Here is a 24,602-nt window from a genome sequence, read left to right on the forward strand (position 1 = left end):
TTGTCCTAAACTCTTCATAAAAGAGACCTCCATTAAATATATCGATCCGACAACCTGTCACTAAATTCTACCTGGAGTTACGGGCTGTCATGGAATGGCACGCCTAGGGCGTGATCAGTTCCTGCAACCACCGCTACTGCGTTTTAGGATAAAGGTCAATTGTCGTATTAATTCATTGGTACATTGAACAATGGCTACATTACTATAATGGTATATTCCCAAATTGACCCACTTCCAAATCATTTCTTCCCGGGCAATAGTTCCCCGGGCCATGACTTTTGGGTGTTATCCAGTTTTATTTATCAACCATATGTGGGTTTTCCCAACTTTAATCATTGGATAAATAGTGTTTGTAAATACATATAAATAAGATCTTTTTCCATTATGGGTTTAGGCTTACACTTGACTTTTGTAAATGACTTCATAAAGTTACGAAAACCTTTTCGTAGTTCAAATGGCCAGTGTTCGGGGACTTGGCAATAAAGTGTTTTTTGACATGTCGTCAGGGATATAGGAATTTTATAACTTATAGTTCTATATTTAAGGATTGGAACTACTGTTTCAAGTAACTTAAGCTTCAATTTTATGAAAACTCCATTGTTTTTAAGTGGATTATTGCTGTTCTTTATTTCGTGCGGTGATCGTCCTTCCAAAGAAACTGCGACTACAGCTACCGAATCCATCATAATTAATAATTATCTCCCATTCTCAGAGCTCCAACTAGATGACCTATCAAAGTTTAAGGTGGAAACCGATAATTGGAAGATTGTTGGAGATGTTTATGTGGATAGGTCACAGGAGAAGATATTAGAATCCTCCCCAGGAAGGGGGATTTTGGCTAATATTCCCAGTGAGCAGGCAAAAAATGGTCATATTTTCACAAATTTTGAACATGGGGATATAGAAATTGAGTTGGATGTGATGATGCCGGTCAACTCAAATTCTGGTCTCTATTTTCAGGGTAGGTATGAAGTTCAATTATTGGATAGTTGGGGTGTAAAGGAGCCTACATCAGGGGATATAGGAAGTATTTATAAGCGTTGGGACGATACTAGGGAGGAGGGTCATAAAGGTTTTGAGGGACATGCCCCAAAAATCAACGCTTCAAAATCACCAGGACTTTGGCAACATTTTAAAATTATATTTCACGCTCCGAAATTTGATGCTTCGGGTAATAAAATCAAAAATGCCGTATTTCAAGAGGTATGGTTGAATGGTGAGTTAGTTCAGGAAAATGTGGAGGTAACGGGACCTACAAGATCTTCTGCTTATGACGATGAAAAAGCTAGAGGGCCATTAATGATTCAAGGAGATCATGGACCTGTCGCGATTAGAAATTTAGAATATAAGCAATATGAGGATATAGAAGTATCCTTATTGGATATTCACATGACGGAATACGAAAGTAATTCTGATACAATTGCTGGATTGGACACTCTTACTGTGGTGAGGGAGATAAATACGGACAGTATTTCAGCCAAAATGATAACCGGGGATAGAGTGAAAAGAATATTGAAGTATGATGGACAGTTGGATATCCCAAATTCTGGTATTTATCTCTTCGATATAGGAGTTAACAATGGTGGCGCCTTATTAGTTATAGGCAAGGATACCGTAGTAGATTTAAATGGAGATTATAGCCTGGATTCCCCAGGGATTGGAAAATTGAAATTGGAAAAGGGTACAATACCTTTCACTTTTATTTACAATAAGCATAATCCTTGGAACACAGGGTTTAGTTTTGAGGTGGAAGGCCCTGAGATACAAAAGATGGCCTTGCATGCCAAGGCTTCCTTTGGTTCTTCAAGGAGAGGGCCCGTAGACAATATATTGGTTCAGGTGAAGGAGGAACCTATTGCACAGCGTGGCTATATGATGCATAATGGTGAAAAAAGGACCCATTGTATTGCTGTAGGAACCCCGGAACAATTACATTTTTCATACGATTTAAGTAGAGAGTCCATTTTGCAGGTATGGCAAGGTGATTTTCTTGATGTAACACAAATGTGGCATGCACGTGGTATTAATCAACTTGCGGAAGTAAAAGGATTTTCGGTATCCTTTCATGGTGATCCTGATTTTATGATTTTGGAAAAAGAGGACATGGTTTGGCCAGATAGTATCCCTTCCAATGTTAATTTTAAGCAACTGGGGTATGACATTGAGGACAATGGTCTCCCAGTATTTTTACTCCAAGTTAAGGAAACCGTGATTCGCAATTCATTTAAACCTTCTGAAAATGGTCGCGGACTAACCCGTACCATCTCCATTAAGGGCGATGAAGATATCTGGCATAAAATTGCCGAAGGGCAATCAATTAAAAAGCTTCAGGATGGTACCTTCATCATAAATGACGAAAGTTATTTTATAGATTTTTCAGGAAATGGAAATTTGGTTCCTCTGGTCCGAAATTCCAATGGAATGGATGAATTACTTCTAAAAATACCCGCGGGTAGTCAGAACATTAAGTACACTATTATTTGGTAACCCAAAATAACCAATTATGCAGATTTTAAGACAGGCAGTTTTCTTTATATTCCTTTTAGGTACGGTGCAATGTATGTTTGGTCAGGACAGTTCGGACTTGGCAAAAAAAGAATCGGAATATTATAAAATATTGGAGGTGCCAATTCCAAAGGAGGTTGTATTGGAAGTGGGAGGTTTGGCCTTTACAGATGATGATAAATTAGGAGTGTCTACAAGAAGGGGTGAGGTATGGCTAATAGATAAGCCATATAGTTTAAATCCAGAGTACAAACGATATGCCAATGGCTTGCATGAAGCCTTGGGCCTGGCATACAAGGATAATGGTTTTTATCTTGCACAAAGGGGAGAGCTTACCAGGTTGGATGATAGGAACGGGGACGGTAGGGCGGATAGTTATAAGACTGTTTATTCTTGGCCGCTGTCCGGGAATTACCACGATTATTCTTATGGGCCTAAAATTCTACCCAATGGGGATATGTTGGTAACCTTAAATTTATCCTGGATAGGTCATGGAGCCAGTTTGGTTAAATGGAGGGGTTGGATGTTAAAGATAACTCCAGAAGGTGATATGACGCCTATAGCAACGGGTTTAAGGTCGCCAGCTGGTTTCCAAATCAGTCCAGAGGGTGATTTTTTCTACACAGAAAACCAAGGGGATTGGGTAGGTTCAGGAAGGATGACTCATTTGGAAGTAGGTGATTTTGCAGGTAATCCTGAAGGTTTAAGATGGACAGATGACCCACAGTCGCCCTTAAAACTAAAACAGGAAGAAATCGAGGAACAATCAGGTTTAAGTCTTTATGAATATGCTAAAAAAGTACCAGCATTAAAGGCTCCTGCAATCTGGTTTCCCCATACCATACAGGGTATTTCCACTTCGGATATCCTATATGATACTACGAATGGAAAATTTGGTCCATTTGAAGGACAGATATTTGTTGGTGACCAAGGCCATAGCAAGATTATGCGGGTTTTTATGGAAAAGGTCAACGGGGTGTACCAAGGTGCTTCGTTTTTATTTCGTGAAGGTTTTTCCTCTGGTTTAATACGAATGTTATGGGGTAGCGATTCCAGTATGTTTGTGGGTATGACCAGTAGGGGATGGTCTTCTACAGGAAAAGCACCATATGGTTTGCAACGGCTTGTCTGGACTGGAAAAATACCTTTCGAAATTAAAACCATGAAGGCGCTTGATGATGGATTTAAATTGGAATTCACGGAACCGGTAAATAAAAAGTTGGCAGCTGATGTAACTAGTTATGAAATGAAAAGTTTTACTTACCAATATCACAATACTTACGGTAGTCCCATTGTGGAAGAACAGCCGGTAATGGTACACAAAGCAGCGGTTTCGGTAGATGGATTATCTGTTAAATTAACATTGCACGGTATGCGATTGGGTTTTATCCACGAGATAAAAATTCCAGGTCTTATCTCGGGTTCGGGAAAGAAACTACTGCATGACACAGGTTATTATACGCTGAACGAAGTTCCAGGGGGAGTATTGAAGTCTCCACAAATGATAGCTGCTGTCAAATCGGGTAAAAATATTGTCCAACCTAAAAGAATAACAAAAATGCCTAATGATTGGAATAATAAATCCGATCAGAAATTGATGATCGGTACCAAACCGGGATTGAAGTATGATGTCGAGGAAGTGCAGGTAAAAAGAGGAGCCAAGGTAGAGCTCACCTTTAATAATAACGACGATATGATGCACAACCTAGTAATCACCCAGAAAGGTAAGGAGTCGGTGGATAAGGTGGGGCAAATGGCTTTGATGTTGGGATTGGACGGACCGGACTATAATTATGTGCCGGATACCGATTTGGTGTTGTACCATACTGCTATCATGCAGCCAGAAACAGCAGAAACAATTTATATTAAAATGCCAGATGAGCCGGGTGAATATTGGATAGTATGTACCTTCCCGGGTCATTCCTCGATAATGCGGGCTAAACTAATTGTAGAGTAAATATTTGTTTCTACTCTTTGAGTATTGCATTGATAATGGAATATGTGACTTATTTTAATTTTTGGTCCCCAGATAAAAAATGATGGGTTCTGTGCAATTTAGGTAACGGAATATCGGTTATGATGGATTAAATGGAAGCATATGACTACTTTTAAAGAATGTTATCCAACGAGGAAAAACTAAACACCGTTTCACATGCTCTAGGAATATTCTTGGGGCTTATCGGCTTTGCGGTTTTAATTCAATATGCCGGGGAGCTAATCTCTTACGGTACCTTTTCCATAGTGCTGTACAGTTTTACCATTGTATTGTTGTTTACGGCATCAACCTTATATCATCGTGTTGGGGATCGTAATTTGAAAAACAAATTAAGGATACTGGATCACATCAGTATTTATTTTTTAATTGCGGGGACTTATACACCGGTTGCCTTGATCTTGTTGGAAAATGGCAATGGATGGTTCCTATTTTATACAGTTTGGGGAATAGCAGCCGTAGGTACGGTCATGAAATTATTCTATACTGGAAAGTTCGAATTTATTTCACTTTTTCTTTATTTGGTAATGGGCTGGTTGATCGTATTGGATTTGGATAATTTGCTTAGCCATACAACTACAATTGGACAGAGTGCCCTTTTTTTGGGAGGTGCTTTTTATACCCTTGGAATTGTATTTTATGCCACAGAAAGAATCCCCTATAATCACTTTATTTGGCATTTATTTGTATTGGCAGGTGCCATAAGCCATTGGGTTTTTATTCTAGTAGATGTGGTTTAAGGTTTAATAATGTCTTCATATTGATTATAGAATTCTTCAAAAGCAGCCATTTGGTCTTTAAAAAAGACCATGGTCTCCTGCCAAGTATTTTTATTGTGTATGGAAACATTCTCGAGACCAACTGAAATTCTGGAGATTTCCTTCCCGTTATCCAAGAAAACCGTATCCTCAGATAGGGCTTTCGGTAGATATTCCTCTAATAAAATCGATTTAAGTGACATCAATTTTTCCCATACTTCCAATCGTTTTTCTAGATCTTGAGTTTCTATATCGAAAGAGACCATTGCTCTCTTCAAATCAAAATGAAATTTAAAAGAGGAGTCCTTTATACCAGTGTTATACAGAATCCATTTTCTCGGAAAGGATTTCCCAAAGGAGATCCAAAAATCTTGGCGTAACTTTTTTGCTTCCTCCTTGCTGAACATTTATTGGTCTTGGTGCTATGTTAATTTTAGCAGTGGCTACTAATTTAAAGTAATTGACCTGTTGTGCCAATTATTCTTGTAATTGGAATTCGATTTTATAGCATATAAGCAATTGAAATTCCCAAAATAATAACCACCAGTTTGCGCAAGTTAAATTTATGCGCTTCCGAACTTTCGAATAAAATAACAGTTGAAATATGAAGAAAAACACCAATTACCAAGGCGTTTAACAATACAGCATAATCGTGGATAAATTCATAATTGGCAGCAATATAAGTACCTATAGGGGTCATAAGGGCAAAAAGCACTATAAAAAATATGGCGGACAGCAACTTGATCTTGGAGTTGAGTAAAAATATGCTAAGAATAATGGCAATTGGAATTTTATGAATTAGTATTCCATATAAAATGGTACTGTGATTTTCTATAGGCAATCCCTCAAGTAGTGAATGTATGCACAGGCTTATAAATAGCATCCAAGGGAAATCCGATTTTTCAGGATCTAAATGAACATGACCATGTTCTGCTCCTTTGGAAAAAAATTCGAGAAATATCTGGAGCAGAATCCCCAACATAATAAAAACTCCGACGGTTTTTGGTTCTGCACTACCATAAACTTCAGGGAACAATTCAAATACAGTAAGCGCTAATAAAAAAGCGCCACTGAAAGCCAGTAGTAGCTTAAAGACTTCCTTGTTTTTTGGTTTGGTGAAGTATACAAATAAGAAACTCAGCACTACAGCAAGAATAGGTAATAAATATTTCATTAAGGATTAATTCTGGTATTGTACAAAATTATCATATTGGCTAATAAGGGCTAAAATTAATGTATTTTTGCCGTAATCTTAAAGGTAGATATGAACAATAATTTTAAAATGGTGGCCAAGACCATGTTTGGTTTTGAGGAAATTTTGGCCAAGGAACTACGTAACCTAGGTGCGAGTAATGTTCAGGAAGCAGTTAGGAGCGTATATTTTGAAGGGGATACCGGTTTTATGTACAAGGCAAATCTGTGTTTGCGTACTGCAATTAAAATTGTTAAACCGATCCATTCGTTTCGGGTGCGGGATGAAAACGATCTTTATAAAAAAATATATGCCATGGATTGGTTCGATTATCTTTCGACCACCACGACTTTTGCAATAGATGCTACAGTAAATAGCGAAAATTTCACCCATTCCTTATATGTCTCCCAAAAGACAAAAGATGCCATAGTGGATAAATTTAGGGATACGGACGGTACTAGGCCAGATGTAGATATTAAATTTCCAGATGTTAGAATCAATATTCACATTCAAAATGATCAATGTAACGTGGCCCTAGATTCCTCAGGGAGATCTTTGCACCAAAGAGGGTATCGGACCGCCACCAACATAGCACCTATAAATGAGGTTTTGGCAGCTGGACTTTTGTTGTTAAGTGGATGGGATGGACAATGTGATTTCTTGGATCCCATGTGTGGAAGTGGTACCATGTTAACAGAAGCGGCCATGATTGCCTGTAATATTCCGGCCAATATTAATAGAAAGGAATTTGCCTTTGAGAAATGGCACGATTTTGATCCCGAGCTTTTTGAGAAAATTGTAGATAGCAGTCTAAATAGGACAAGGGAGTTTAACCATAAAATTATTGGATATGATAAAGCACCCTCTGCCGTTAGAAAAGCACAGGACAATGTGGTTAACGCCAATCTATCCGATTATATAACGATTGAAAGAAAGAACTTTTTTGATACGGAAAAATCAATTGAAGGGCATTTGCATATGGTTTTTAACCCTCCTTATGGTGAGCGCTTGGATATTGAAATGGAGGATTTTTATGGAGACATTGGAAATACCTTAAAGAGAAATTACCCTGGTACCGATGCATGGTTTATTACGTCCAACTTGGAGGCTTTAAAATTTGTAGGGTTACGTCCGTCAAGAAAAATAAAAGTATATAATAGTCATTTGGAGTCCCGATTAGTAAAATATGTGATGTATGAAGGGAGTAAGAAGGCCAAGTTTAATAAGGCAGAATAGCACCCTACCTACTATTTTACAGAATTGAAATTATGAAACCAAAACATAAAGTCCTAATCTATAATTTTCTAGGCTTTGCTATTTTATTTGTGGCTGGGCGGTTATTGCTTGGTATGTTCTTATCATTAGATACTCTTGTCCTGGCGATTATAGCAGCAGTAATAGCGAGTTTAATGGCGCCCAAATTTGCGGTTGTCAAATCCGGTAAAGGCAACAAAATAATGATGAAATGGATTTTGATTAAAGGGTTTCGGGAGTTTTAGGTTATTTCTGACCCTGTTTTTTTTCTACCGGTTTTTCTTCTTTTTCCTTTATTTTTTTGGCTTTCTTGTAGAGCGGTATAAAATAAGTAATGGAATAATTAAAGCCAGCCCCAAAATTGCTCCCGTCAGTAACTTTATTGAATCCCGGAATCCATAGATTTCTAAAACTATCAGGTTCCTTATTACTGACCAAAAAGCCAATGCGTACGCTTGCTCCCAAATAAATATTGGCAAAAAGCTCTGCTTTTAAGCCAATCACAGCTTCTAGCCAACTGGCACTTAATCCGCCAAATTCTTGAGGAACATCTGAGCCAAAGGGAAAATCGTTCACGGCATTGGGGTTAGGGTTGTTCTGATAATCCGGATCGTTCCAGTATCGGTTGGTATCATAAATTTGATAATTATTCAAGGTTTGACTAAAAGTACTGTATGCATAACGGCCTCCCACATGTACAGAGTTGTTCATTCCATACCAATTACCATACGTATTATAATCCACTCCAAGTTTTAAGTAACTCCCGGAGGTTGTAAAATTGTAAAGATCCTCTTGTTTTGTATTTTTTTCATTACCAAGTTCGGCCGCTACATAAAGTTTATCTGTAATCCTGTAATCGCCAACTATTTCCAGTCCAGTGTAATTATCATTTAAAATGGATATCAATGGGCGGCTAAGGTCTATCCCTACCCTAAGGCCATAAGGGTCTGTATGGGCTACTGTGTCTTTGGGCTGCAGGTCAATTGGCTTACTTTGTGAGTATCCCAAAACAAAGGCTAGAAATATAAAACTACTAATGAAATATTTTAACATGGGCCGTTGTTGAGTTTTCTACCATTGGGGTTACAATTTCTATTTCTTTTATCCAATTATCGGTTTCCGTTTTTAAATCGCTACTTAATGTCTCATAATTGGCAATATAACCACAGGCCCTCGAAACAAACTTATCCTTTCTCGTATAATTGAAGTATAAGGTGTCCAGATCTCCTACTTCTACGGAATCTACCTCGGAAGAATTGTTGATAAAATAAAAACCGCTACTTTCTTCGGCAACTCTTAATGGAATGGCAATAGAATCCAAATCGGTTCTGTCGGAAACCGTGGTTACGGTCGTATTCTGGCCAACTCCAACAATTCGTAATTTAGTTACCTTTTTTAATACGGTAGGGTTGTCAACATCATAAAACCTTATCACCATTAAAGGGGTATCCCCGTCCACACAGATATCATCCTTTTCGCAAGCTCCAAAGCTGATAAACGCAATTATGAAAAGTATTGGAATATAGACCTTCTTCATGCTTAGTTGGATTATTTAATCCGTTTTTTCAAAAGTACAACATTTTCAACATGATGGGTTTGCGGAAACATATCCACCGGTTGCACCTTCATTATTTCATAATCTTCCTTCATTAATTCCAAGTCCCTAGCCTGTGTAGCACTGTTACAACTAACATATACCACCTTTTCAGGTGCTATGGTCAAAATTTGTTGCACAACGGCTGCGTGCATACCATCTCTCGGCGGATCTGTTATAATGAGGTCGGGCCTTCCATGTGCCTTAATAAAACTCGGGTTAAAGACGTTCTTCATATCCCCAACAAAGAAATCTACATTGTCTATTTTGTTTCTCTCGGCATTGGTCTTAGCATCGGCAATGGCTTCAGGAACGGCCTCTATACCTATAACTTTTTTGGCTTTTTTGGCCACAAATTGGGCAATGGTACCTGTACCTGTGTAAAGGTCGTATACCAATTCATTTCCAGTAAGTCCGGCAAAATCACGTGTTACCTTATAAAGTTCATAGGCTTGGTCGGAATTGGTTTGATAAAAGGATTTGGCATTTATTTTAAATTGTAAGCCTTCCATTTCCTCAAATATATGATCGCGACCAGAATGGCATATGATTTCTTGGTCATATATAGTGTCATTTTGTTTTTGATTGATGACGTATAACAAGGAGGTTATCTCCGGAAAGGTCGTTTCTAAATGGGCCATCAACAATTCCCTCTTTTCCAAATGGTCCTCGTAAAATTGGACCATAACCATAATTTCACCTGTAGAGGATGTGCGTATCATTACGGTCCGAAGCATGCCCCATTGATTTCTTGGATTAAAGAAGGTAAGCCCGTTCGTGATAGCGAAATCCTTTATTTCCAACCTAATGGCATTGGAAGGGTCATCTTGTAAATGACATTTTTTAATGTCCAATATTTTATCCCACATACCAGGAATATGAAACCCCAAGGCATTTTTATCCTCAATCTCCTTACCCGAGTTTATTTCATCCAAGGTCAACCACCTACTGTCCGAAAAGGAAAATTCCATCTTATTTCTATAGAAATATTGTTTTTTAGAGCCCAAAATGGTATTGGTTGGTGGTAATTCCAAATGACCAATTCTACGAAGATTGTTTTCTACTTCTTTTTGTTTGTAGAATAGCTGATGCTCATAGCCCATATCCTGCCATTTACAGCCACCGCAAACTCCAAAATGCTCACAAACGGGAGTAGTCCTTTTGTCCGAAAAAGTATGGAATTTGGTAGCGACCCCTTCAAAATAGGCCTTTCGTTTTTTAGTGGTCTCAACGTCCACAACATCACCCGGTACCGTATTGGTCAGGAAAATTACCCTTCCGTCTGGTGCCTTGCCAATTGTTTTTCCTTTGGCTCCAGCATCTACGACTTCTACATTTTCAAAAACTTGTCTTGTATTCTTTCTGCGCATGGCGCAAAAATAGGAGAATTTTTTAGGATTTATGTAGCTTTTTAACAGAGTCTTATTTGTATTTATTAGATTCGTTTGCGCTGTGGTATAAATAAAATGGGAATTGCCTATTAAATGAGTTTTACCTACGGTGGATTGCAGGCAAATAAAAGCAGAAGTAATTGAGGTTATAGGCCCTAGGGAATTGATGAATATTGTTATTTTAAGTTTTGATAAATTAGTTACAATGAGAAAACTACTTCTATGTCTCTTAATGATGTGTTTTTTTTATGGACCCGCACAAAAAGGAAAATTGGGAAATAAAATTAAAAACAATAAACCCAATGTTCTATTTATAATTGCGGATGATCTAACGGCTACAGCGATTTCATCCTATGAAAATCAGGCGTCCAATACCCCGAATATTGATCAATTGGCAGCTAAAGGCACTAGGTATACAAGGGCCTATTCCCAATACCCAGTCTGTGGCCCATCAAGAGCTTCCCTTATGTTCGGCTACTATCCCAACGCTACCAATACTTATGGATATGTAAGTGGAAGGGAAAATGTTGGCCCTTCACGAAAGTCACTTTCACAACTGTTCAAGGATAATGGCTATTATACAGCTCGGGTAAGCAAGATATATCATATGGGAGTTCCTATAGATATTGAAACGGGTTCTAATGGTCAGGATGACGAGGCCTCGTGGACCGAACGGTTTAATAGTAAGGGTCCAGAATGGACTGCGGAAGGGGAGGCCGAATTGGTGCAGAATAATCCCTATGGGCTGAAACCAAGAAAAGGAGGTAATGTTATGACCATTGTTAAGGCAGATGGGGATGATTTGGTGCATTCCGATGGAAAAACTGCTGAAAAGGCTATAGAACTAATTAAAAAGCACAAAAATAATCCCTTCTTTTTAGCAGTAGGATTGGTAAGGCCCCACGTGCCCTTTGTTGCTCCCAGAAGGTATTTTGAACCTTATCCACATGAGCAAATAGTATTGCCGCCTAAAGTTGAAAACGATTGGGACGATATTCCCGCGCGTGGAATTAATTATGTAACCAGTGTAAATGGTGAAATGTCCGAGGAACAAGAAAAAAAGGCAGTAGCTGGGTATTATGCATCCGTATCTTATATGGATGCTCAAGTAGGAAAGATACTAAAGACATTAAAAGAAGAAGGGTTGGATGAAAATACCATTGTTGTATTTACTTCTGATCACGGTTTTCATCTAGGGGAACACCGTTTTTGGATGAAAGTAAGCCTTCATGAGGAATCGGTTAGGGTTCCCTTGGTGATAAAAGTGCCAGGCAAAGCACCGGCAGTATGTAATTCCTTTTCCGAACTTTTAGATTTATATCCTACACTCGCAGAATTGGCTGGGATAAAAGCTTCAGAACATTTACAAGGAAAGAGCCTTGTAAAAACATTGGATAATCCTAAAGCCAATGTGAGGGATTATGCATTTTCGGTGAGTCAGGGAGGTAAGACCTTTCTTTTGCGCAACCACAAATGGGCATACATACAGTACGATGAAGATGCAGGAGCTGGTATGGAACTTTTTGATATGGAGAACGATGCCAAACAGTATAATAATCTCGCGCATAACCCTAAATATGCTGTGATAGTGGAGGAAATGCAGAAGACTTTAAGGGAGAAACTGAAGGAACTTCGCACTAACGATTTGGGTATCCAGTATGGTTCCAAGTAGTTAAGCGTACACACTAGTGTGGGTAGGGTATATGGATCCGATCCCGAGTTGGAGCATCAAAATTTTTGCTTGTTTATAAATAACCATCATACTTTTACGGCCTTCTGACCAGATTTTTTTTGGGGGACAGAACTGTTGGCCATATTGTTAAAATAAATTTAGACCAATGAATTTTCGAAATATATTATTTATAATTATAATAATACCATTATCACTGGTATCCCAAGATAAGCAGGAGAATTTTAAAATTCTAACCTACAATATTTGGAATGGCTATGATTGGGGCAAGGATCTGGAAAGAAGGAAAAATATACAAGATTGGGTAGGAGCACAAACTCCAGATGTTGTTGCCTTACAAGAGTTATGTTCCTATTCTTCGGAAATGTTAGCGGAAGATGCCAAGGTCTGGGGTCATGATTACTCTGTTTTATTGAAAACAACTGGTTATTCTGTTGGCCTTACCTCTAAATATCCCATAGAGGTTGTAGAAAAAATAATGGAAGGTATGCATCACGGTGCGTTGCACTGCAAAACCAATGGAATTGATGTTTTGGTAGTTCACCTCCATCCTGGAAGCATTGAACGTAGGAGGGAAGAGGCCATTATAATATCCAATAAATTGAACGAAATAGTCAAAACCACTTCTAAATATGTGGTATTGGGAGATTTTAATGCCCATTCACCTTTTGATGCCGATTTGTACGACCCCAAGGGTAAATTATTAACTAGGTTACAGGAATCTAATAAGGGAAAGGGATTAAACGGCAATATTGTAAATGGAACATTGGATTATGCTGTAATGTCCAAATTTCTTTCATTCCCATTATATGATGTAGTTCAAAAATTTTCTGCTGGTTTAGCTGAAAGAGGCAGTTTTCCTGGGCAGGTTTTGGCAGAGGTGAATAAGGAAAGTGCTTTACAGCTGGTTTCTCGTCTGGAACGGATAGATTACATTTTGGTTTCTCCTGAGTTATCCATAAAATGTTTGGATGCAAAAGTCCACAATGGTTCGGAAAATTGGTTTTTATCCGATCACTATCCCGTTAGTGCCAATTTTGACCTAAAAGATTGAAAGCTAGGTGTTCTGTGAGGAAAATCAATTCATAAAATATTTTAGCATGCAAATTACAATTCGTAATTTGCATGCTCTACAATAGAAGGATGATTTCTCTCCCCAAGAAGGAATTGCTAAAGTTTTATTTAAAATTTAAAAATCATGTCAGTTTTAGAAAAATTAACTTCTAAGGATGCAATTGCGTTGGAAGAAAAATACGGGGCACATAATTATCATCCGTTACCAGTTGTTTTAAATAGGGGAGAGGGAGTCTTTGTTTGGGATGTTGAAGGAAAGAAATATTACGATTTTTTATCGGCCTATTCAGCAGTAAATCAGGGGCATTGTCATCCTAAAATTATCAGCGCAATGATGCGGCAAGCGCAAACGCTTACCTTGACATCTAGGGCATTCTATAATGATATGTTGGGTAAGTTTGAGAAGTTGGCAACCGAAACCTTTGGTTTTGATAAGTTGTTACCTATGAATACAGGTGCGGAAGCAGTGGAAACGGCGCTTAAAATATGCAGAAAATGGGCCTATGAGAAAAAGGGAATTCCGGAAAATCAAGCCCAAATTATCGTCTGTGAAAATAATTTTCACGGACGTACAACCACTATTATCTCATTTTCCAACGATTCCGTGGCGCACAAAAATTATGGTCCATATACTGAAGGTTTTATCAAAATTGAATATGACAATCTAAAGGCCCTACAGGAGGTTTTAGAGAACAATGTAAACATAGCTGGGTTCTTGGTAGAACCCATTCAAGGGGAAGCCGGAGTGTATGTGCCGGCGGAAGATTATTTGTCCGAAGCCAAGGAATTATGTAAGAAACATAACGTTCTTTTTATTGCCGATGAAGTACAGACCGGAATAGCCCGGACGGGAAAATTATTGGCAACATGTGGCAACTGTAATTGTCCGGATAGGCATTGTAGCGGAACACCTGAAGTGAAAGCGGATTTATTGATTTTAGGAAAAGCCCTTTCTGGAGGGGTTTACCCAATTTCTGGAGTTCTAGCCAATGATGAAATTATGGATGTTATAACACCTGGTAGCCATGGCAGTACTTTTGGGGGGAATCCAGTGGCTGCTGCTGTGGGTATAGCTGCCCTCGAGGTAGTAAAGGAAGAAGGGTTGGCAGAAAATGCCTATCTGTTGGGTGAAATTTTCAGGGATGAGCTCAATAAGTTTATTCCAACATGTAATATTGTGAATGCCGTTAGGGGCAAGGGTTTATTAAATGCCATATTGATAAATGATACAGAAGATAGTTCTACAGCTTGGGATATTTGTTTGGCTTTAAAGGAGAACGGTCTTTTGGCCAAGCCTACCCATGGAAATATTATAAGGTTTGCCCCTCCTTTGGTAATGGATAAGGAACAGCTCCTTGATTGTGTGGGGATAATTATAAAAACATTAAAGAAATTTGAAAAATAATTTCTTATAATTTTAGTAAATAGCCCGTTATTGTCTTTATAGCGGGCTTTAGTTTATCCTGGAGCCAGTAACGTAAAAGGGTAAATGTTTACATTCCTTAAAATTGTAAATAGCGTGATTATAATAAATAGTACTATTGGAGTTTTGGGATGATAGATAAGATCAGGTAAGGCTTTTTTGTTCTTTAAGGGGGTATAATTGCGAACCCAATGGTAGATGATCAATAAAAATGCGGGAATAAACAGGATATTATGCCGAGCAACACCTAATAAATTTAAGTGTAGCAAATCATGTAGGGCCCTTTGGCTACCGCAACCCGTGCAATAATAACCTGTGGCAGTTAAAAATGGACATTTGGGGAAGTAGTTGGAACTAACGGGGTTTATAAAAAAAAATAGGAGCAGTAGTCCAAGGAACACTGCTCCCAAAATCATTATTAATGGTATTTTTATTTTTTTAGAAATCACCCGAACTCATTAAACCACCTATTATGGCAAAGCCAAAAATAGCGATATATAAAAGCCACAATACACCTGCAATGGCAATACCAACAATGGCCCATGTTTTGGCGTTTTTAGAAGCTTTTTCAGCTTGGTCATAATTGCCCAGAGCATATGCCTCATTTACCTTGGCAGCATTTACAATACTGACGATGCCAGGAATCAAGCAACAAAATACAGTACTGATAATAGCTAAAACCAAATAGTTGTTCGGTTTGGGTCGGGTTTGATGGTTTTCCATAAAATAGTTTAATAAAATTGTTAGGTTGTAATTATATTTATTGAAGGTTCTGGAAATAATCTTCCATTCTTTCCCTCATAATTTCTTCGTTCTGTAATGCATCCCAGCCAATAATAGAGATAATCCAAATAAAGAAAATGACCACAAGTATATTTAGTACAATACCTATAATCGATAGCGTTTTTCCTAGCTTAACATTGTTATAGCCTTCATAAATAGTGGGGTCTAATGCATAGATGTTGGTTGCCTTGTTGGCTAAAATAAGTCCGATTATTCCAAATATCAAACCAATAATCCCATAGCAGCAGCAGGTTACTATAGAGATAATTCCAAATACTAAAATCAGCGTTGCGTTCGGTAGTTTTTGTTGTTCCATAATTCTATTTTAATGTATTAGATGGGTCATCTTGTATATATAACTTATAATGATGATTCCGGCGTTTAGGTATAAAAGATATATTTTAATCTTGAATGAATTTTTAAAATTGAACATTAGAGAGGCGCCAACAAAACCAACTAACAATATCAGTGTGTAAATGGCGGGATATATCTTTAGTGCGTCAATAAAATTGCCGTCCAATAAATAGGAAATGGAACGTTGAATGCCACAACCAGGGCATTCGATACCGAAAATTTGCTTGTTCATACAGGGCAGCATATAATTTTCAAGTTCCAAGAGAATCGCCATTAGGTTAATTTAAAGTGCTAATATAATTCTTTACCGAAAATTACTATTATTTTTGGGCAATGAAAACAAAACGGACTTTTTATTTAGTGCTCATCATAGTAGGAGCCGCAATCGCTGGGTTGGGAGACAATGTAATGGAAGAGGAGTATGCGTTAAGCCTTGGCATTGTCCTTCTAATGTTCGGATTGTACAAGACCACACAGTTATGGAGCAGTGATAAGTTTGGGCCAGAGGAAAATGACAAAGAGAATAAGTAATGGATTTTAAAGTTGGAGATCAAGTAGAGGCCATCGATGATATTATTCAAGGGGTCGTAGTAAAAATAAATGGCACTCAAATTACTGTAGAAAGTAACGACGGGTTCTTATTGAGTTATACGGCAGCCGAATTATTGAAAATAGCAAGCTCCAATGCTATTAAAGTAACCAATTTTGAAGTGGCTAAAATAAAGGCGGAAAAGGAAATACCAAAAAATAGACATCATAAGAAATTAAGACCAAAGGAGCGCAATATACCACAGATGGAAGTTGATCTGCATATAAATAAATTGACAGCTTCAACCAAAGGGATGACCAATTTTGAAATGTTGAACCTACAATTGGATACGGCAAAGCGCCAACTGGATTTCGCTATGCGAAAAAAGATACAAAAAGTTGTTTTTATTCATGGTGTGGGGGAAGGTATTTTAAAGGAAGAGCTATATTTTCTTTTTAAGCGATACGAAAATGCAAAGTTCTATGACGCTGATTATCAGAAATATGGTATGGGGGCAACAGAAGTATACTTTTTTCAGAATACCCCTTGATTATTCGGTTGTTACCGTTCCGAAATCATTGATGCTTAAATCGGTAATCCTCTGATTGTTGGAATTGTTAATTAAAGTAATCCCGCTCAACCTTATTGTATGTTCGTAAGAAGTGTTTTCTCCATCAACTACAGCCGTAGTGGTTATTAGTACAGATCCGCTTTCTGCCTCAATTTCTTCGAGTACCGTAGGTTCCGTTACGGGAATCACATCACAAAAATAGGTTTGGGTTACACTGGCGGAAAAAATGCGATACGTTAGAGTAGTATTGCTAGAAATGGGATATTCAACCTCCCCGGCAGATGCCTCATTCTTAAGGGTTCCACTGGCTAAGGTGAGTATTAAGGCTTCACTGTCAACAATTTTAAAGAATAAGGTGGAGCTTGTTGTAACCGTACTGCCACAATATTGAATATCGCTATCGTCAAAATTTATAGTTTCAATTTGTAAATCCCCGTCATCACAAGAAGTAAGGGCCAAACACAAAAGGAGAATCAAAAGATTTTTCATACCTCAAATTTAATTGAAATTTAAGTTATAAACCTAGAGGTTTATATGCATTTTGCAGGAAATTAACTTTATTTCAAGTAATTTTGGGGGACTTTCCTAGAGTTGGGAAAGCTTTTAAATGGATTTATAATTAAATGAAAAAGGTTTATTTGGATAATGCCGCCACCACTCAGGTTAGGCCGGAGGTTATCTTTAGAATGCAAGATGCTTTGGAAAGTTCCTACGGAAATCCTTCTTCTTCCCATGGTTTTGGAAGAACTGCCAAAACGGCAATCGAAAAAGCAAGGAAAACCATTGCCAAGTTATTAAATGCCCATCCGGCTGAGATAATTTTCACTTCAGGTGGTACGGAAGCGGACAATATGATTCTAAGATGTAGTGTTAGAGATCTTGGGGTTAAAACTATAATTACTTCTAAAATAGAACACCATGCGGTATTGCACACGGCTGAGGCATTGGCTACAGAATATGGTGTGGAACTATTATTTGTGAATTTGGATAGTTTTGGAAATCCGGACTTGGCCCATTTGGAATCACTTTTGAAAGGGGAGGGAAGTAAAAAATTGGTAAGCCTGATGCATGTGAACAACGAAATAGGAAACACCATAGATATTGTGGCTATTGGTGAGCTTTGTGAGGAATACAATGCCCTATTTCATTCCGATACCGTACAGTCTATAGGTCATTTTCCTTGGGATGTACAAAATACCAAGGCACATTTTTTAACAGCGGCGGCACATAAATTTCATGGGCCCAAAGGTGTTGGATTCGCGTACATTAAAAGAAACACTGGTTTAAAACCATTGATTTTAGGTGGATCTCAAGAACGCGGTTTTAGGGCGGGAACGGAACCTTTCCATAATATAGTAGGTCTAGAAGAGGCAATTATTGCCGCATATGACCATTTGGAAGTAGAAATGGATTTTGTTACTGAATTAAAAAGATATTTTATAGAGAAAATAGCCGTGGCCATACCCGAGGTAGGCTTTAATGGTCTTTCGGGAGATATGGAGAAAAGTACCTATACCCTAGTGAATGTACGCCTTCCATTTGATCCTGAAAAAGCACTCATGTTGTTGTTTCATTTAGATCTTAAAGGTATCGCATGCTCCAAAGGTAGCGCGTGTCAGGCCGGTAGTGATATCGGGTCACATGTACTTACGGAAATTCTTTCCCCTGAGGATCTGGAAAAACCGTCCCTACGGTTTTCTTTTTCAAAATATAATTCCAAAGAAGAATTGGATTACGTAATTGAGGTGTTAAAAGAGTTCGGCTCCCATTAGCCTTTCTTTCGGTCCCTAGGCCGTTCCCTGTCATATGGGAATTTTCTGGAGGCTAGTTTCATCATCAAATCGATTAGGTCCGTTGTGTTTTTACCTGATTTTTTATTGATCTGTTTTTCGTATTTCCACAGTAATTTTCCGGTGGTTCCATCACTTATTTTTACGCCTATTCTACCGTAATTGGCATTGCCTTTAATATAATCCAATAAACTGAACTCTGTAGGGACACCTTTGGATAAGAGTACGTTAAGGTCTAGGGTGCCGCTTATAATACCGTCAACTTCTAAAATTTCGGCCAGTTGCTTTACACTATAAACATCAATATTGTCGTAGGATATGCCATTCTGTTTAAGAATAGCATTAGTGTTTTTGGTATTTTGGAATTCTACCGAAAATTTCTTTTTCTTTTTTCTTTTCGAAAAATAGGTTTCCAGTGCATCCTGTACAGCATAACCCTCCTTCTTCTCAAGGTCCTTTAATTCCTTGTTGGATATTTCGTCCTTTAATTCCAAGTTGGTCAAGAAAGGGATAATGGCCAAATTATTATGATCACGACTTAGCTCATCAAATTTATCACTCTCATAAATGTTTTTTTGAGCATATATGCCTAGGCTTATGAGCATAAAAATGCTTGCAACGATATTTTTCATCTATTTATATTTCTTTTTTATATTGTGACCATTAAATAATTATAATCCAATGTCCTGGTCCAATTTGTTATCTTCTTATTCTCAATACTAAAACTGCATCTCTATTTTTATATTTAAAATACGCCCGGTCATAAAATTGGGTACGGCAAATTGCTGTTCATTGATCAAATCCCTAACCCAGGTGTTGGTTATGGAATTTTGATTGTTAAATAAATTAAATATTTCAACACCTCCACTTAATTCCTTAAAAAGCCGTAAGAACGAGTTTTTGTCGTAGGATTTATTTGCTCCCACAAAAATATAGGAAATTCCTAAATCTGCACGTTTATAATCCCTTAATCTATTTTGAAAGAGATAAGGATCCGCATAGCTTGGTGAACCACCCGGCAAACCTGTATTATATACTAGGTTTAAATACATTTTAATATCTGGGACCTCTGGCATATAATCCTGAAAAAGGATTCCAACTTTTAAGCGCTGGTCTGTAGGTCTTGAGATATAACCTTGGTCATTAATGTTTTCCTTGGTTTTTAAGTATCCTAAACTAAACCACGATTCTGTTCCGGGAACAAAAGCTCCGTTCAGTCTAAATTCTGCCCCATAAGCATAGGCTTTGGTATTGTTAAGTGCGGCATAACGTATACGAACGTCCTCCAAAGTATATGGGTTTACATTGGTCAATTTTTTCCAATATGCCTCCCCAGTTAATGTAAATGGCCTTTGCCACAATTTAAAACTGTACTGATTTCCCAAGACCACATGAAAAGATTTTTGGGCTTCAACTTCGGGATGGACCGTACCGGAGTTATCCCTTAATTCCCTATAGAAAGGAGGTTGTTGGTAGACGCCACCCGAGAGCCTGAATAACATATCTTTTTCCCAATCCGGTTTAATTGAAACTTGGGCTCGGGGACTAAATATGGTGTGTGTACTTTTCGTAAGATCTTTGCCTTTTACCACCCAATGACTGGCTCTGGCCCCTAGGTTATAATAAAGGTTATGGCCGTTCCATTGCGTTTGTTGGCTATATTGTACAAATCCGGATAGTTTATTGGTGTTTACCGAATTCTTTGCAATTATTCCTGCGAAAGGAACCAGCGGTGCCTCGAAGGGGATTTCAGGTTCATTTCGCTGAAATCCTGAATTAGGCGGGCGAATCATAAACCCTAAAGAATCTATGAATTCTGACTCTCTGATCTGGTCACGAATATCTGTATGTTCATATTTGAGGCCCCATGAGGTAACTTTTCCATCTTTGGAATGCGTTCCTTTATGTTCCAAATTAAAAATTTTAGCATCCAAATCATTTCTCGCAAGGTCGTATTGTGTTGCCAATCCATTGGATGGTGTAGGTTGGCCCAAATTATCATCCTCAATAGTTGCATTTAGCTCGCCAAGCTGGTATTGTGATATGACATCTGAATATTCTTGTTCCCTATTGAAATATAAAGAAGAAATTAGTTTAATAGTTGTTCTGTCGTTAATTCTATACTCTGCTTTCAGGGCATTGAGGTTGGTCCTGAATTGGCTTTTTTCACTTCCAGCATAGTATACCGTTAATATTTTTATATCGTCCAAGGTTCCAAAATTTGTCTGCCTTGTAAAGGGTTTGTTTCTGTAATTGTTGATCGAAAGATTACCTAAATAGCTAATCCGGAACTTTGGTGTAAAGATATAGGTAGTGTATTGTTGAATATCAAAAAATGCTGGATTATAGTTACTTTTGGTTGTACTGCTATTTACAAGTAGGCTGTTGTCCCTAGACCTAACACTTGTAATAGATGATAATTTTTTATTTTTTGATACACCTTCCAAAGTAACTGCTGTGCCTAGTAAGGTTGCATTTATTTTAAGGCCAAAGGCAACAGGAGTTTTATAGTTGATATCAAGAACCGAGGAAAGTTTATCACCGTATTTGGCTTGAAAGCCGCCAGCCGAAAATTGTAAATTTTCCACCATATCACTGTTTATAAAACTTAACCCTTCTTGTTGTCCTGAACGAATTAGAAATGGTCGATATATCTCAATGTCGTTTACATAAACTAGGTTTTCGTCATAATTGCCACCTCTTACCATGTACTGGGTACTGAGCTCATTGTTGACGGAAACACCTGGTAAAAGCTTTAAAATATTTTCGACCCCGGCATTGGATCCGGGAATATTTCGAACAATATCCGATGAAATGGTGGTAATTCCTTCGGCATATCTGGTTCCGGAAGGGGTTACAACGACTCCAGCAATTAGTATCGCTTCATTAGGTAGAACGGGATTAAATTCGTAATTCTCGTTAGTGTTTAGAATTAGGTCCCTAAGTATTAGCTTTTTGTTACCGAGATGGGAAAAAGTTATAGATGTTTCCTGGTCCGCTACAATTTCCAATATATAAAACCCATTTATATCGGAAAAAGTCCCTTTGTTTTCCGTGGTGATATTAACATTGGGCAAAGGGGTTTGGTTTTCATCAAAAACCACACCTGTTATGGTAGCCGTTTGTGCCTTTAAAAGGGGAGATGTCCCCATAAAAAAGACCAGAAAAAATAGTTTATAAAGTCTCAATGTTTTATTTTCTGTAAAACGTACTTGTGAAAGTACTGCTGTTGCCAACATTATCGGTAACCACGACTTTCAAATCACATTGCTTTTTGTCCAATATAAGATCATCAAAGTTGTAGGTAATGGTATTGGTTTTGGGCTCATATTCCAAAAGTATCCATTCTCCGTTTAGTGTTGCATTGTAGGAGCTTATTCCACTAAGATTATCAGAAATGTTTAAACTTAAATAACTAAAGTTGGTTAACCATTGTTTATGTTTAAAATTTTTCGGTCTAATCTGAGGAGCAATGGTATCTTTCGCCAAGGTATAAGTTCCCAAATTCCTAGTTCGTGTTGTAAAGGTCGTCCCGCGTTTGTAAGTGGAGGCGTAGCTTGCGGATCCATTGCTATCCAATCTTCCTATAAATAATTGTTTTCTTTCTTGGTCAGAATATTTTGTGACATCAAAGGTTATGGTAAAGTTTCTATGTGCTGGTACTTTACTGTTGTGTATGGTAACGGTGTCCTGCCCTTTTTTTAGGTCGATATAAAAATTATTGTAAAAGGTATTCGATGGGAAATATACTTTTGCACCACCCAAATCAAAATTATTCGGCTTTTTTGCTATAATATACTGGTCTGTTTTCTCTTCTATTTTAGGGATTACTATTTCCTGTTGTTTCCCTTCCACAGGGATTATCAATTTGGTGAGATTACCTGCAAGATCATTGATGTGAATCTCCACATTATAGGAGAGGCCTTCGCTTACCTCAATTTCACCATTGTTAAAAATAGTTTTGTAAATACCCAAGAGATTGCTTTCTTCCTTAAAACACTTTTGAATTCGTTCCCTATAAGTGCTAAAATGGTCATAGTCTATCAAGGTGTTTATATAGCGACTTTCAACAAAGGAGAAGGTTTCAAAATTGAATTCGGTATATGTTTTCCCGTTCACTATTTGTTTAACAGAATAAACTCCATTTTTATTGGCAGCCAAATCTTGCCGGTCAAACGCATTTATCCCAAATCCAATGGTTCCCATTGCCGTTACTTTGTCAGCAAGATAAGTCCCATCACTTTGTCTATGGTATTTTAGTTTTATTTTTTCCTGACTTTGGTTTACCTGTGAGTTTTCTGAAAGGGGATAAGCATAAGCATCCAGTAAGGTCGGGTCTGTAGCGTCCCTAACTTCCAATCCATGTAGGAGGGGGTTAGTTGGCATTTCTGAAGCACTGCTCCTAATTTCGAAATGTAGGTGGGGTCCGGCAGATCCACCTGTATTTCCAGTAAAGGCAATTAGTTCGCTTTTTTCGACATTAAGTTCCGAAAAGTCGGGAAAAATTTCCACTTCAAAAGATTTTTTCTGATACTGAACCTTCTTGATGTAGGCCTCTATATCGGGTGAGAACTTTTGAAGATGGCCATAGACGGAAGTGTACCCATTAGGATGGGCAATATATAGTGCTTTGCCATAACCCCATTCAGAAACTTTGATCCGCGTAATTGTACCATCGCCAATTGCATAAACGGGTAATCCCTGCCGCTGTTGCGTTTTTATATCAATCCCTGAATGAAAATGGTTGGAACGCAATTCGCCAAATGTTCCGGATAATATTATTGGAATATCTAAAGGGGCTCGGAAAAAATCCTGAGGATAAGGAGCTTGCCCATAAAATATTGATGTAAATAAAAAAAATCCTAAGATAAAGCCTTTCATAATTATTTAATAATTGGTACGAATGTAATTAATACCATTCTAATTGAAAAAAAGTCTGTGTTATATAATGAAGATGGGGTCATTTTTTTTTCTTAAATTGAGGGTGCAAATTTAACTTTAAGAATAATTGAAAAAAGAATTGCTAAGTATAAAGAGGTGTGTTAACTTTGTGTAAAATGCATTGATATTTGCAAATGGGTGAATTGGTAGATATTGTTGATTCTTTAGAAAATAAAATAAGTAAGTTGCTGCATAAGTTAGAGCTATTGCACCACACGAATATAAAATTGGAAGAAGAATTAGTTTCTGTAAAAAATGATCACGAAGCAACTAGGGTTTCTGTGAGTGAATGGCAGGAAAGATACAATTCACTAAAAATGGCAAGTTCTATGCTGGGCAGTGATACAAATAAGACCGAAGCTAAGCTTAAAATAAACACATTGATAAGAGAGTTGGACCATTGTATAGCCCAACTTTCAGAATAGTGTAAATGAATAATATGGCAGAGAAGCTCAAGATAAAGCTTTCTATAGCAGATAGGGTATATCCCTTGACCATAGATCCTCTGCAAGAGGAGGGGCTAAGAAAGGCAGCTAAAAACATAGAACAGCTGGCAAAGAAATTTGAGCAAAACTATGCCGTTAGGGATAAGCAAGATGTGTTGGCCATGTGCGCACTTCAGTTTGCTTCCAAGATTGAGCAAAAAGGAATAGATCAGACAGAAGGGGTGAAAGAAGCTGCAGAGCGACTTAAAGCACTTAATCTGTTGGTAGATTCCAAGCTAGGGATGAAATAACGTTCTTTAAAATAAATATAGTTA

General features: G+C 37.8%; 26 protein-coding genes. 13 read left to right on the plus strand and 13 right to left on the minus strand.

All coding sequences use genetic code 11. The features are described 5' to 3' along the window. Positions 1–585: 585 nt before the first annotated feature. From CWD90_RS07340 to trhA, 3 genes are all read left to right on the plus strand, one after another. On the plus strand, positions 586–2,487 hold the full coding sequence (locus tag CWD90_RS07340; protein ID WP_103475300.1) for a 3-keto-disaccharide hydrolase: 1,902 nt from the start codon (positions 586–588) through the stop codon (positions 2,485–2,487). A 16-nt stretch (positions 2,488–2,503) separates the two neighbouring features. After that, positions 2,504–4,462: a plastocyanin/azurin family copper-binding protein gene (locus tag CWD90_RS07345; protein ID WP_103475301.1), complete on the plus strand. Its 1,959-nt coding sequence runs from the start codon at positions 2,504–2,506 to the stop codon at positions 4,460–4,462. A 158-nt stretch (positions 4,463–4,620) separates the two neighbouring features. Further along, the gene (gene trhA / locus CWD90_RS07350) at positions 4,621–5,238 is read left to right on the plus strand and encodes a PAQR family membrane homeostasis protein TrhA (RefSeq protein ID WP_103475302.1); all 618 of its coding nucleotides are present in this window, start codon (positions 4,621–4,623) and stop codon (positions 5,236–5,238) included. Here the strand turns inward: trhA and CWD90_RS07355 are convergent. Beyond that, entirely contained in the window at positions 5,235–5,663 is a 429-nt protein-coding gene (locus CWD90_RS07355) for a DUF4268 domain-containing protein (protein ID WP_103475303.1), read from the minus strand. The two genes, trhA and CWD90_RS07355, sit on opposite strands and share 4 nt — an antisense overlap. 95 nt (positions 5,664–5,758) lie before the next feature. Next, on the minus strand, positions 5,759–6,430 hold the full coding sequence (locus CWD90_RS07360) for a ZIP family metal transporter (RefSeq protein ID WP_103475304.1): 672 nt from the start codon (positions 6,428–6,430) through the stop codon (positions 5,759–5,761). A 90-nt stretch (positions 6,431–6,520) separates the two neighbouring features. On the opposite strand from CWD90_RS07360, the gene CWD90_RS07365 reads away from it, so the two are divergent. Together CWD90_RS07365 and CWD90_RS07370 are read left to right on the plus strand one after the other, a co-directional pair. Beyond that, the gene (locus CWD90_RS07365; RefSeq protein WP_103475305.1) at positions 6,521–7,684 is read left to right on the plus strand and encodes a THUMP domain-containing class I SAM-dependent RNA methyltransferase; all 1,164 of its coding nucleotides are present in this window, start codon (positions 6,521–6,523) and stop codon (positions 7,682–7,684) included. A gap of 32 nt (positions 7,685–7,716) precedes the next feature. Next, on the plus strand, positions 7,717–7,947 hold the full coding sequence (locus tag CWD90_RS07370; RefSeq protein WP_103475306.1) for a hypothetical protein: 231 nt from the start codon (positions 7,717–7,719) through the stop codon (positions 7,945–7,947). Position 7,948: 1 nt separating this feature from the next. On the opposite strand, the gene CWD90_RS07375 is transcribed toward CWD90_RS07370, so the two are convergent. The 3 genes from CWD90_RS07375 to rlmD are packed head-to-tail and all read right to left on the minus strand — an operon-like array spanning position 7,949 to position 10,666. Next, a complete protein-coding gene (locus CWD90_RS07375; protein ID WP_103475307.1) occupies positions 7,949–8,755 on the minus strand; it encodes a DUF6048 family protein in 807 nt (268 codons plus the stop codon). Then, the gene (locus CWD90_RS07380) at positions 8,736–9,239 is read right to left on the minus strand and encodes a DUF6452 family protein (RefSeq protein ID WP_103475308.1); all 504 of its coding nucleotides are present in this window, start codon (positions 9,237–9,239) and stop codon (positions 8,736–8,738) included. The genes CWD90_RS07375 and CWD90_RS07380 overlap by 20 nt, the downstream gene beginning before the upstream one ends. Positions 9,240–9,250: 11 nt before the next feature. Further along, entirely contained in the window at positions 9,251–10,666 is a 1,416-nt protein-coding gene (gene rlmD, locus CWD90_RS07385) for a 23S rRNA (uracil(1939)-C(5))-methyltransferase RlmD (RefSeq protein WP_103475309.1), read from the minus strand. A gap of 226 nt (positions 10,667–10,892) precedes the next feature. On the opposite strand from rlmD, the gene CWD90_RS07390 reads away from it, so the two are divergent. The 3 genes from CWD90_RS07390 (at position 10,893) to rocD (ending at position 14,856) form a co-directional block, all read left to right on the plus strand. Then, positions 10,893–12,359 (plus strand): sulfatase, encoded by a 1,467-nt coding sequence (locus CWD90_RS07390; protein ID WP_205161216.1) that lies wholly within the window; start codon positions 10,893–10,895, stop codon positions 12,357–12,359. A 166-nt stretch (positions 12,360–12,525) separates the two neighbouring features. Further along, positions 12,526–13,431: an endonuclease/exonuclease/phosphatase family protein gene (locus tag CWD90_RS07395; RefSeq protein WP_103475310.1), complete on the plus strand. Its 906-nt coding sequence runs from the start codon at positions 12,526–12,528 to the stop codon at positions 13,429–13,431. A gap of 144 nt (positions 13,432–13,575) precedes the next feature. Then, the gene (gene rocD / locus CWD90_RS07400) at positions 13,576–14,856 is read left to right on the plus strand and encodes an ornithine--oxo-acid transaminase (RefSeq protein ID WP_103475311.1); all 1,281 of its coding nucleotides are present in this window, start codon (positions 13,576–13,578) and stop codon (positions 14,854–14,856) included. A gap of 53 nt (positions 14,857–14,909) precedes the next feature. Here rocD and CWD90_RS23695 read toward each other — a convergent pair whose 3' ends face one another. Genes CWD90_RS23695 through CWD90_RS07420 form a run of 4 tightly spaced genes read right to left on the minus strand, consistent with a single transcriptional unit; the run spans position 14,910 to position 16,285 of the window. Then, positions 14,910–15,290 carry a DUF2752 domain-containing protein gene (locus CWD90_RS23695; protein WP_157941175.1) on the minus strand — a complete coding sequence of 127 codons (381 nt, stop codon included), beginning with the start codon at positions 15,288–15,290 and terminating at the stop codon, positions 14,910–14,912. A 22-nt stretch (positions 15,291–15,312) separates the two neighbouring features. Further along, positions 15,313–15,597: a CD225/dispanin family protein gene (locus CWD90_RS07410; RefSeq protein ID WP_103475313.1), complete on the minus strand. Its 285-nt coding sequence runs from the start codon at positions 15,595–15,597 to the stop codon at positions 15,313–15,315. A 37-nt stretch (positions 15,598–15,634) separates the two neighbouring features. Continuing rightward, positions 15,635–15,973, minus strand: coding sequence for a CCC motif membrane protein (locus CWD90_RS07415; RefSeq protein ID WP_103475314.1), 339 nt, complete (start codon positions 15,971–15,973; stop codon positions 15,635–15,637). A gap of 9 nt (positions 15,974–15,982) precedes the next feature. Next, positions 15,983–16,285, minus strand: a complete 303-nt coding sequence (locus CWD90_RS07420; protein WP_239986483.1) for a DUF2752 domain-containing protein — start codon at positions 16,283–16,285, stop codon at positions 15,983–15,985. Between the two features lie 59 nt (positions 16,286–16,344). Here CWD90_RS07420 and CWD90_RS07425 point away from each other — a divergent pair, with 59 nt between their 5' ends. Further along, a complete protein-coding gene (locus CWD90_RS07425; protein WP_103475315.1) occupies positions 16,345–16,542 on the plus strand; it encodes a hypothetical protein in 198 nt (65 codons plus the stop codon). Further along, positions 16,542–17,090 carry a Smr/MutS family protein gene (locus tag CWD90_RS07430; RefSeq protein ID WP_103475316.1) on the plus strand — a complete coding sequence of 183 codons (549 nt, stop codon included), beginning with the start codon at positions 16,542–16,544 and terminating at the stop codon, positions 17,088–17,090. Before CWD90_RS07425 ends, CWD90_RS07430 begins: the two co-directional genes overlap by 1 nt. On the opposite strand, the gene CWD90_RS07435 is transcribed toward CWD90_RS07430, so the two are convergent. Further along, entirely contained in the window at positions 17,091–17,600 is a 510-nt protein-coding gene (locus CWD90_RS07435) for a hypothetical protein (protein WP_103475317.1), read from the minus strand. A gap of 134 nt (positions 17,601–17,734) precedes the next feature. Here CWD90_RS07435 and CWD90_RS07440 point away from each other — a divergent pair, with 134 nt between their 5' ends. Further along, the gene (locus tag CWD90_RS07440) at positions 17,735–18,883 is read left to right on the plus strand and encodes a cysteine desulfurase family protein (RefSeq protein ID WP_103475318.1); all 1,149 of its coding nucleotides are present in this window, start codon (positions 17,735–17,737) and stop codon (positions 18,881–18,883) included. Here CWD90_RS07440 and CWD90_RS07445 read toward each other — a convergent pair. The 3 genes from CWD90_RS07445 to CWD90_RS07455 form a co-directional block, all read right to left on the minus strand. Continuing rightward, entirely contained in the window at positions 18,880–19,533 is a 654-nt protein-coding gene (locus tag CWD90_RS07445; RefSeq protein WP_192877998.1) for a hypothetical protein, read from the minus strand. The two genes, CWD90_RS07440 and CWD90_RS07445, sit on opposite strands and share 4 nt — an antisense overlap. An 87-nt stretch (positions 19,534–19,620) precedes the next feature. After that, positions 19,621–22,140, minus strand: a complete 2,520-nt coding sequence (locus CWD90_RS07450; protein ID WP_103475319.1) for a TonB-dependent receptor — start codon at positions 22,138–22,140, stop codon at positions 19,621–19,623. Next, positions 22,094–23,782, minus strand: coding sequence for a M23 family metallopeptidase (locus CWD90_RS07455; protein WP_103475320.1), 1,689 nt, complete (start codon positions 23,780–23,782; stop codon positions 22,094–22,096). The genes CWD90_RS07450 and CWD90_RS07455 overlap by 47 nt, the downstream gene beginning before the upstream one ends. Positions 23,783–23,976: 194 nt before the next feature. On the opposite strand from CWD90_RS07455, the gene CWD90_RS07460 reads away from it, so the two are divergent. Together CWD90_RS07460 and CWD90_RS07465 are read left to right on the plus strand one after the other, a co-directional pair. Next, positions 23,977–24,267, plus strand: coding sequence for a hypothetical protein (locus CWD90_RS07460; RefSeq protein WP_103475321.1), 291 nt, complete (start codon positions 23,977–23,979; stop codon positions 24,265–24,267). 14 nt (positions 24,268–24,281) lie between these two features. Beyond that, positions 24,282–24,578 (plus strand): cell division protein ZapA, encoded by a 297-nt coding sequence (locus CWD90_RS07465; protein WP_103475475.1) that lies wholly within the window; start codon positions 24,282–24,284, stop codon positions 24,576–24,578. Positions 24,579–24,602 lie beyond the last annotated feature (24 nt).

Origin of the sequence: Arenibacter catalasegens (assembly GCF_002909235.1) — a bacterium.
Classification (GTDB): Bacteria; Bacteroidota; Bacteroidia; order Flavobacteriales; family Flavobacteriaceae; genus Arenibacter; species Arenibacter catalasegens.

What these genes read in the sequence shown, in the direction of transcription:
- CWD90_RS07340 (WP_103475300.1), top strand. Translation starts at nt 586, where the DNA reads ATGAAAACTCCATTGTTTTTAAGTGGATTATTGCTGTTCTTTATTTCG.
- CWD90_RS07345 (WP_103475301.1), top strand. Translation starts at nt 2,504, where the DNA reads ATGCAGATTTTAAGACAGGCAGTTTTCTTTATATTCCTTTTAGGTACG.
- trhA (WP_103475302.1), top strand. Translation starts at nt 4,621, where the DNA reads ATGTTATCCAACGAGGAAAAACTAAACACCGTTTCACATGCTCTAGGA.
- CWD90_RS07355 (WP_103475303.1), bottom strand. Translation starts at nt 5,663, where the DNA reads ATGTTCAGCAAGGAGGAAGCAAAAAAGTTACGCCAAGATTTTTGGATC.
- CWD90_RS07360 (WP_103475304.1), bottom strand. Translation starts at nt 6,430, where the DNA reads ATGAAATATTTATTACCTATTCTTGCTGTAGTGCTGAGTTTCTTATTT.
- CWD90_RS07365 (WP_103475305.1), top strand. Translation starts at nt 6,521, where the DNA reads ATGAACAATAATTTTAAAATGGTGGCCAAGACCATGTTTGGTTTTGAG.
- CWD90_RS07370 (WP_103475306.1), top strand. Translation starts at nt 7,717, where the DNA reads ATGAAACCAAAACATAAAGTCCTAATCTATAATTTTCTAGGCTTTGCT.
- CWD90_RS07375 (WP_103475307.1), bottom strand. Translation starts at nt 8,755, where the DNA reads ATGTTAAAATATTTCATTAGTAGTTTTATATTTCTAGCCTTTGTTTTG.
- CWD90_RS07380 (WP_103475308.1), bottom strand. Translation starts at nt 9,239, where the DNA reads ATGAAGAAGGTCTATATTCCAATACTTTTCATAATTGCGTTTATCAGC.
- rlmD (WP_103475309.1), bottom strand. Translation starts at nt 10,666, where the DNA reads ATGCGCAGAAAGAATACAAGACAAGTTTTTGAAAATGTAGAAGTCGTA.
- CWD90_RS07390 (WP_205161216.1), top strand. Translation starts at nt 10,893, where the DNA reads ATGAGAAAACTACTTCTATGTCTCTTAATGATGTGTTTTTTTTATGGA.
- CWD90_RS07395 (WP_103475310.1), top strand. Translation starts at nt 12,526, where the DNA reads ATGAATTTTCGAAATATATTATTTATAATTATAATAATACCATTATCA.
- rocD (WP_103475311.1), top strand. Translation starts at nt 13,576, where the DNA reads ATGTCAGTTTTAGAAAAATTAACTTCTAAGGATGCAATTGCGTTGGAA.
- CWD90_RS23695 (WP_157941175.1), bottom strand. Translation starts at nt 15,290, where the DNA reads ATGATTTTGGGAGCAGTGTTCCTTGGACTACTGCTCCTATTTTTTTTT.
- CWD90_RS07410 (WP_103475313.1), bottom strand. Translation starts at nt 15,597, where the DNA reads ATGGAAAACCATCAAACCCGACCCAAACCGAACAACTATTTGGTTTTA.
- CWD90_RS07415 (WP_103475314.1), bottom strand. Translation starts at nt 15,973, where the DNA reads ATGGAACAACAAAAACTACCGAACGCAACGCTGATTTTAGTATTTGGA.
- CWD90_RS07420 (WP_239986483.1), bottom strand. Translation starts at nt 16,285, where the DNA reads ATGGCGATTCTCTTGGAACTTGAAAATTATATGCTGCCCTGTATGAAC.
- CWD90_RS07425 (WP_103475315.1), top strand. Translation starts at nt 16,345, where the DNA reads ATGAAAACAAAACGGACTTTTTATTTAGTGCTCATCATAGTAGGAGCC.
- CWD90_RS07430 (WP_103475316.1), top strand. Translation starts at nt 16,542, where the DNA reads ATGGATTTTAAAGTTGGAGATCAAGTAGAGGCCATCGATGATATTATT.
- CWD90_RS07435 (WP_103475317.1), bottom strand. Translation starts at nt 17,600, where the DNA reads ATGAAAAATCTTTTGATTCTCCTTTTGTGTTTGGCCCTTACTTCTTGT.
- CWD90_RS07440 (WP_103475318.1), top strand. Translation starts at nt 17,735, where the DNA reads ATGAAAAAGGTTTATTTGGATAATGCCGCCACCACTCAGGTTAGGCCG.
- CWD90_RS07445 (WP_192877998.1), bottom strand. Translation starts at nt 19,533, where the DNA reads ATGAAAAATATCGTTGCAAGCATTTTTATGCTCATAAGCCTAGGCATA.
- CWD90_RS07450 (WP_103475319.1), bottom strand. Translation starts at nt 22,140, where the DNA reads ATGTTGGCAACAGCAGTACTTTCACAAGTACGTTTTACAGAAAATAAA.
- CWD90_RS07455 (WP_103475320.1), bottom strand. Translation starts at nt 23,782, where the DNA reads ATGAAAGGCTTTATCTTAGGATTTTTTTTATTTACATCAATATTTTAT.
- CWD90_RS07460 (WP_103475321.1), top strand. Translation starts at nt 23,977, where the DNA reads ATGGGTGAATTGGTAGATATTGTTGATTCTTTAGAAAATAAAATAAGT.
- CWD90_RS07465 (WP_103475475.1), top strand. Translation starts at nt 24,282, where the DNA reads ATGGCAGAGAAGCTCAAGATAAAGCTTTCTATAGCAGATAGGGTATAT.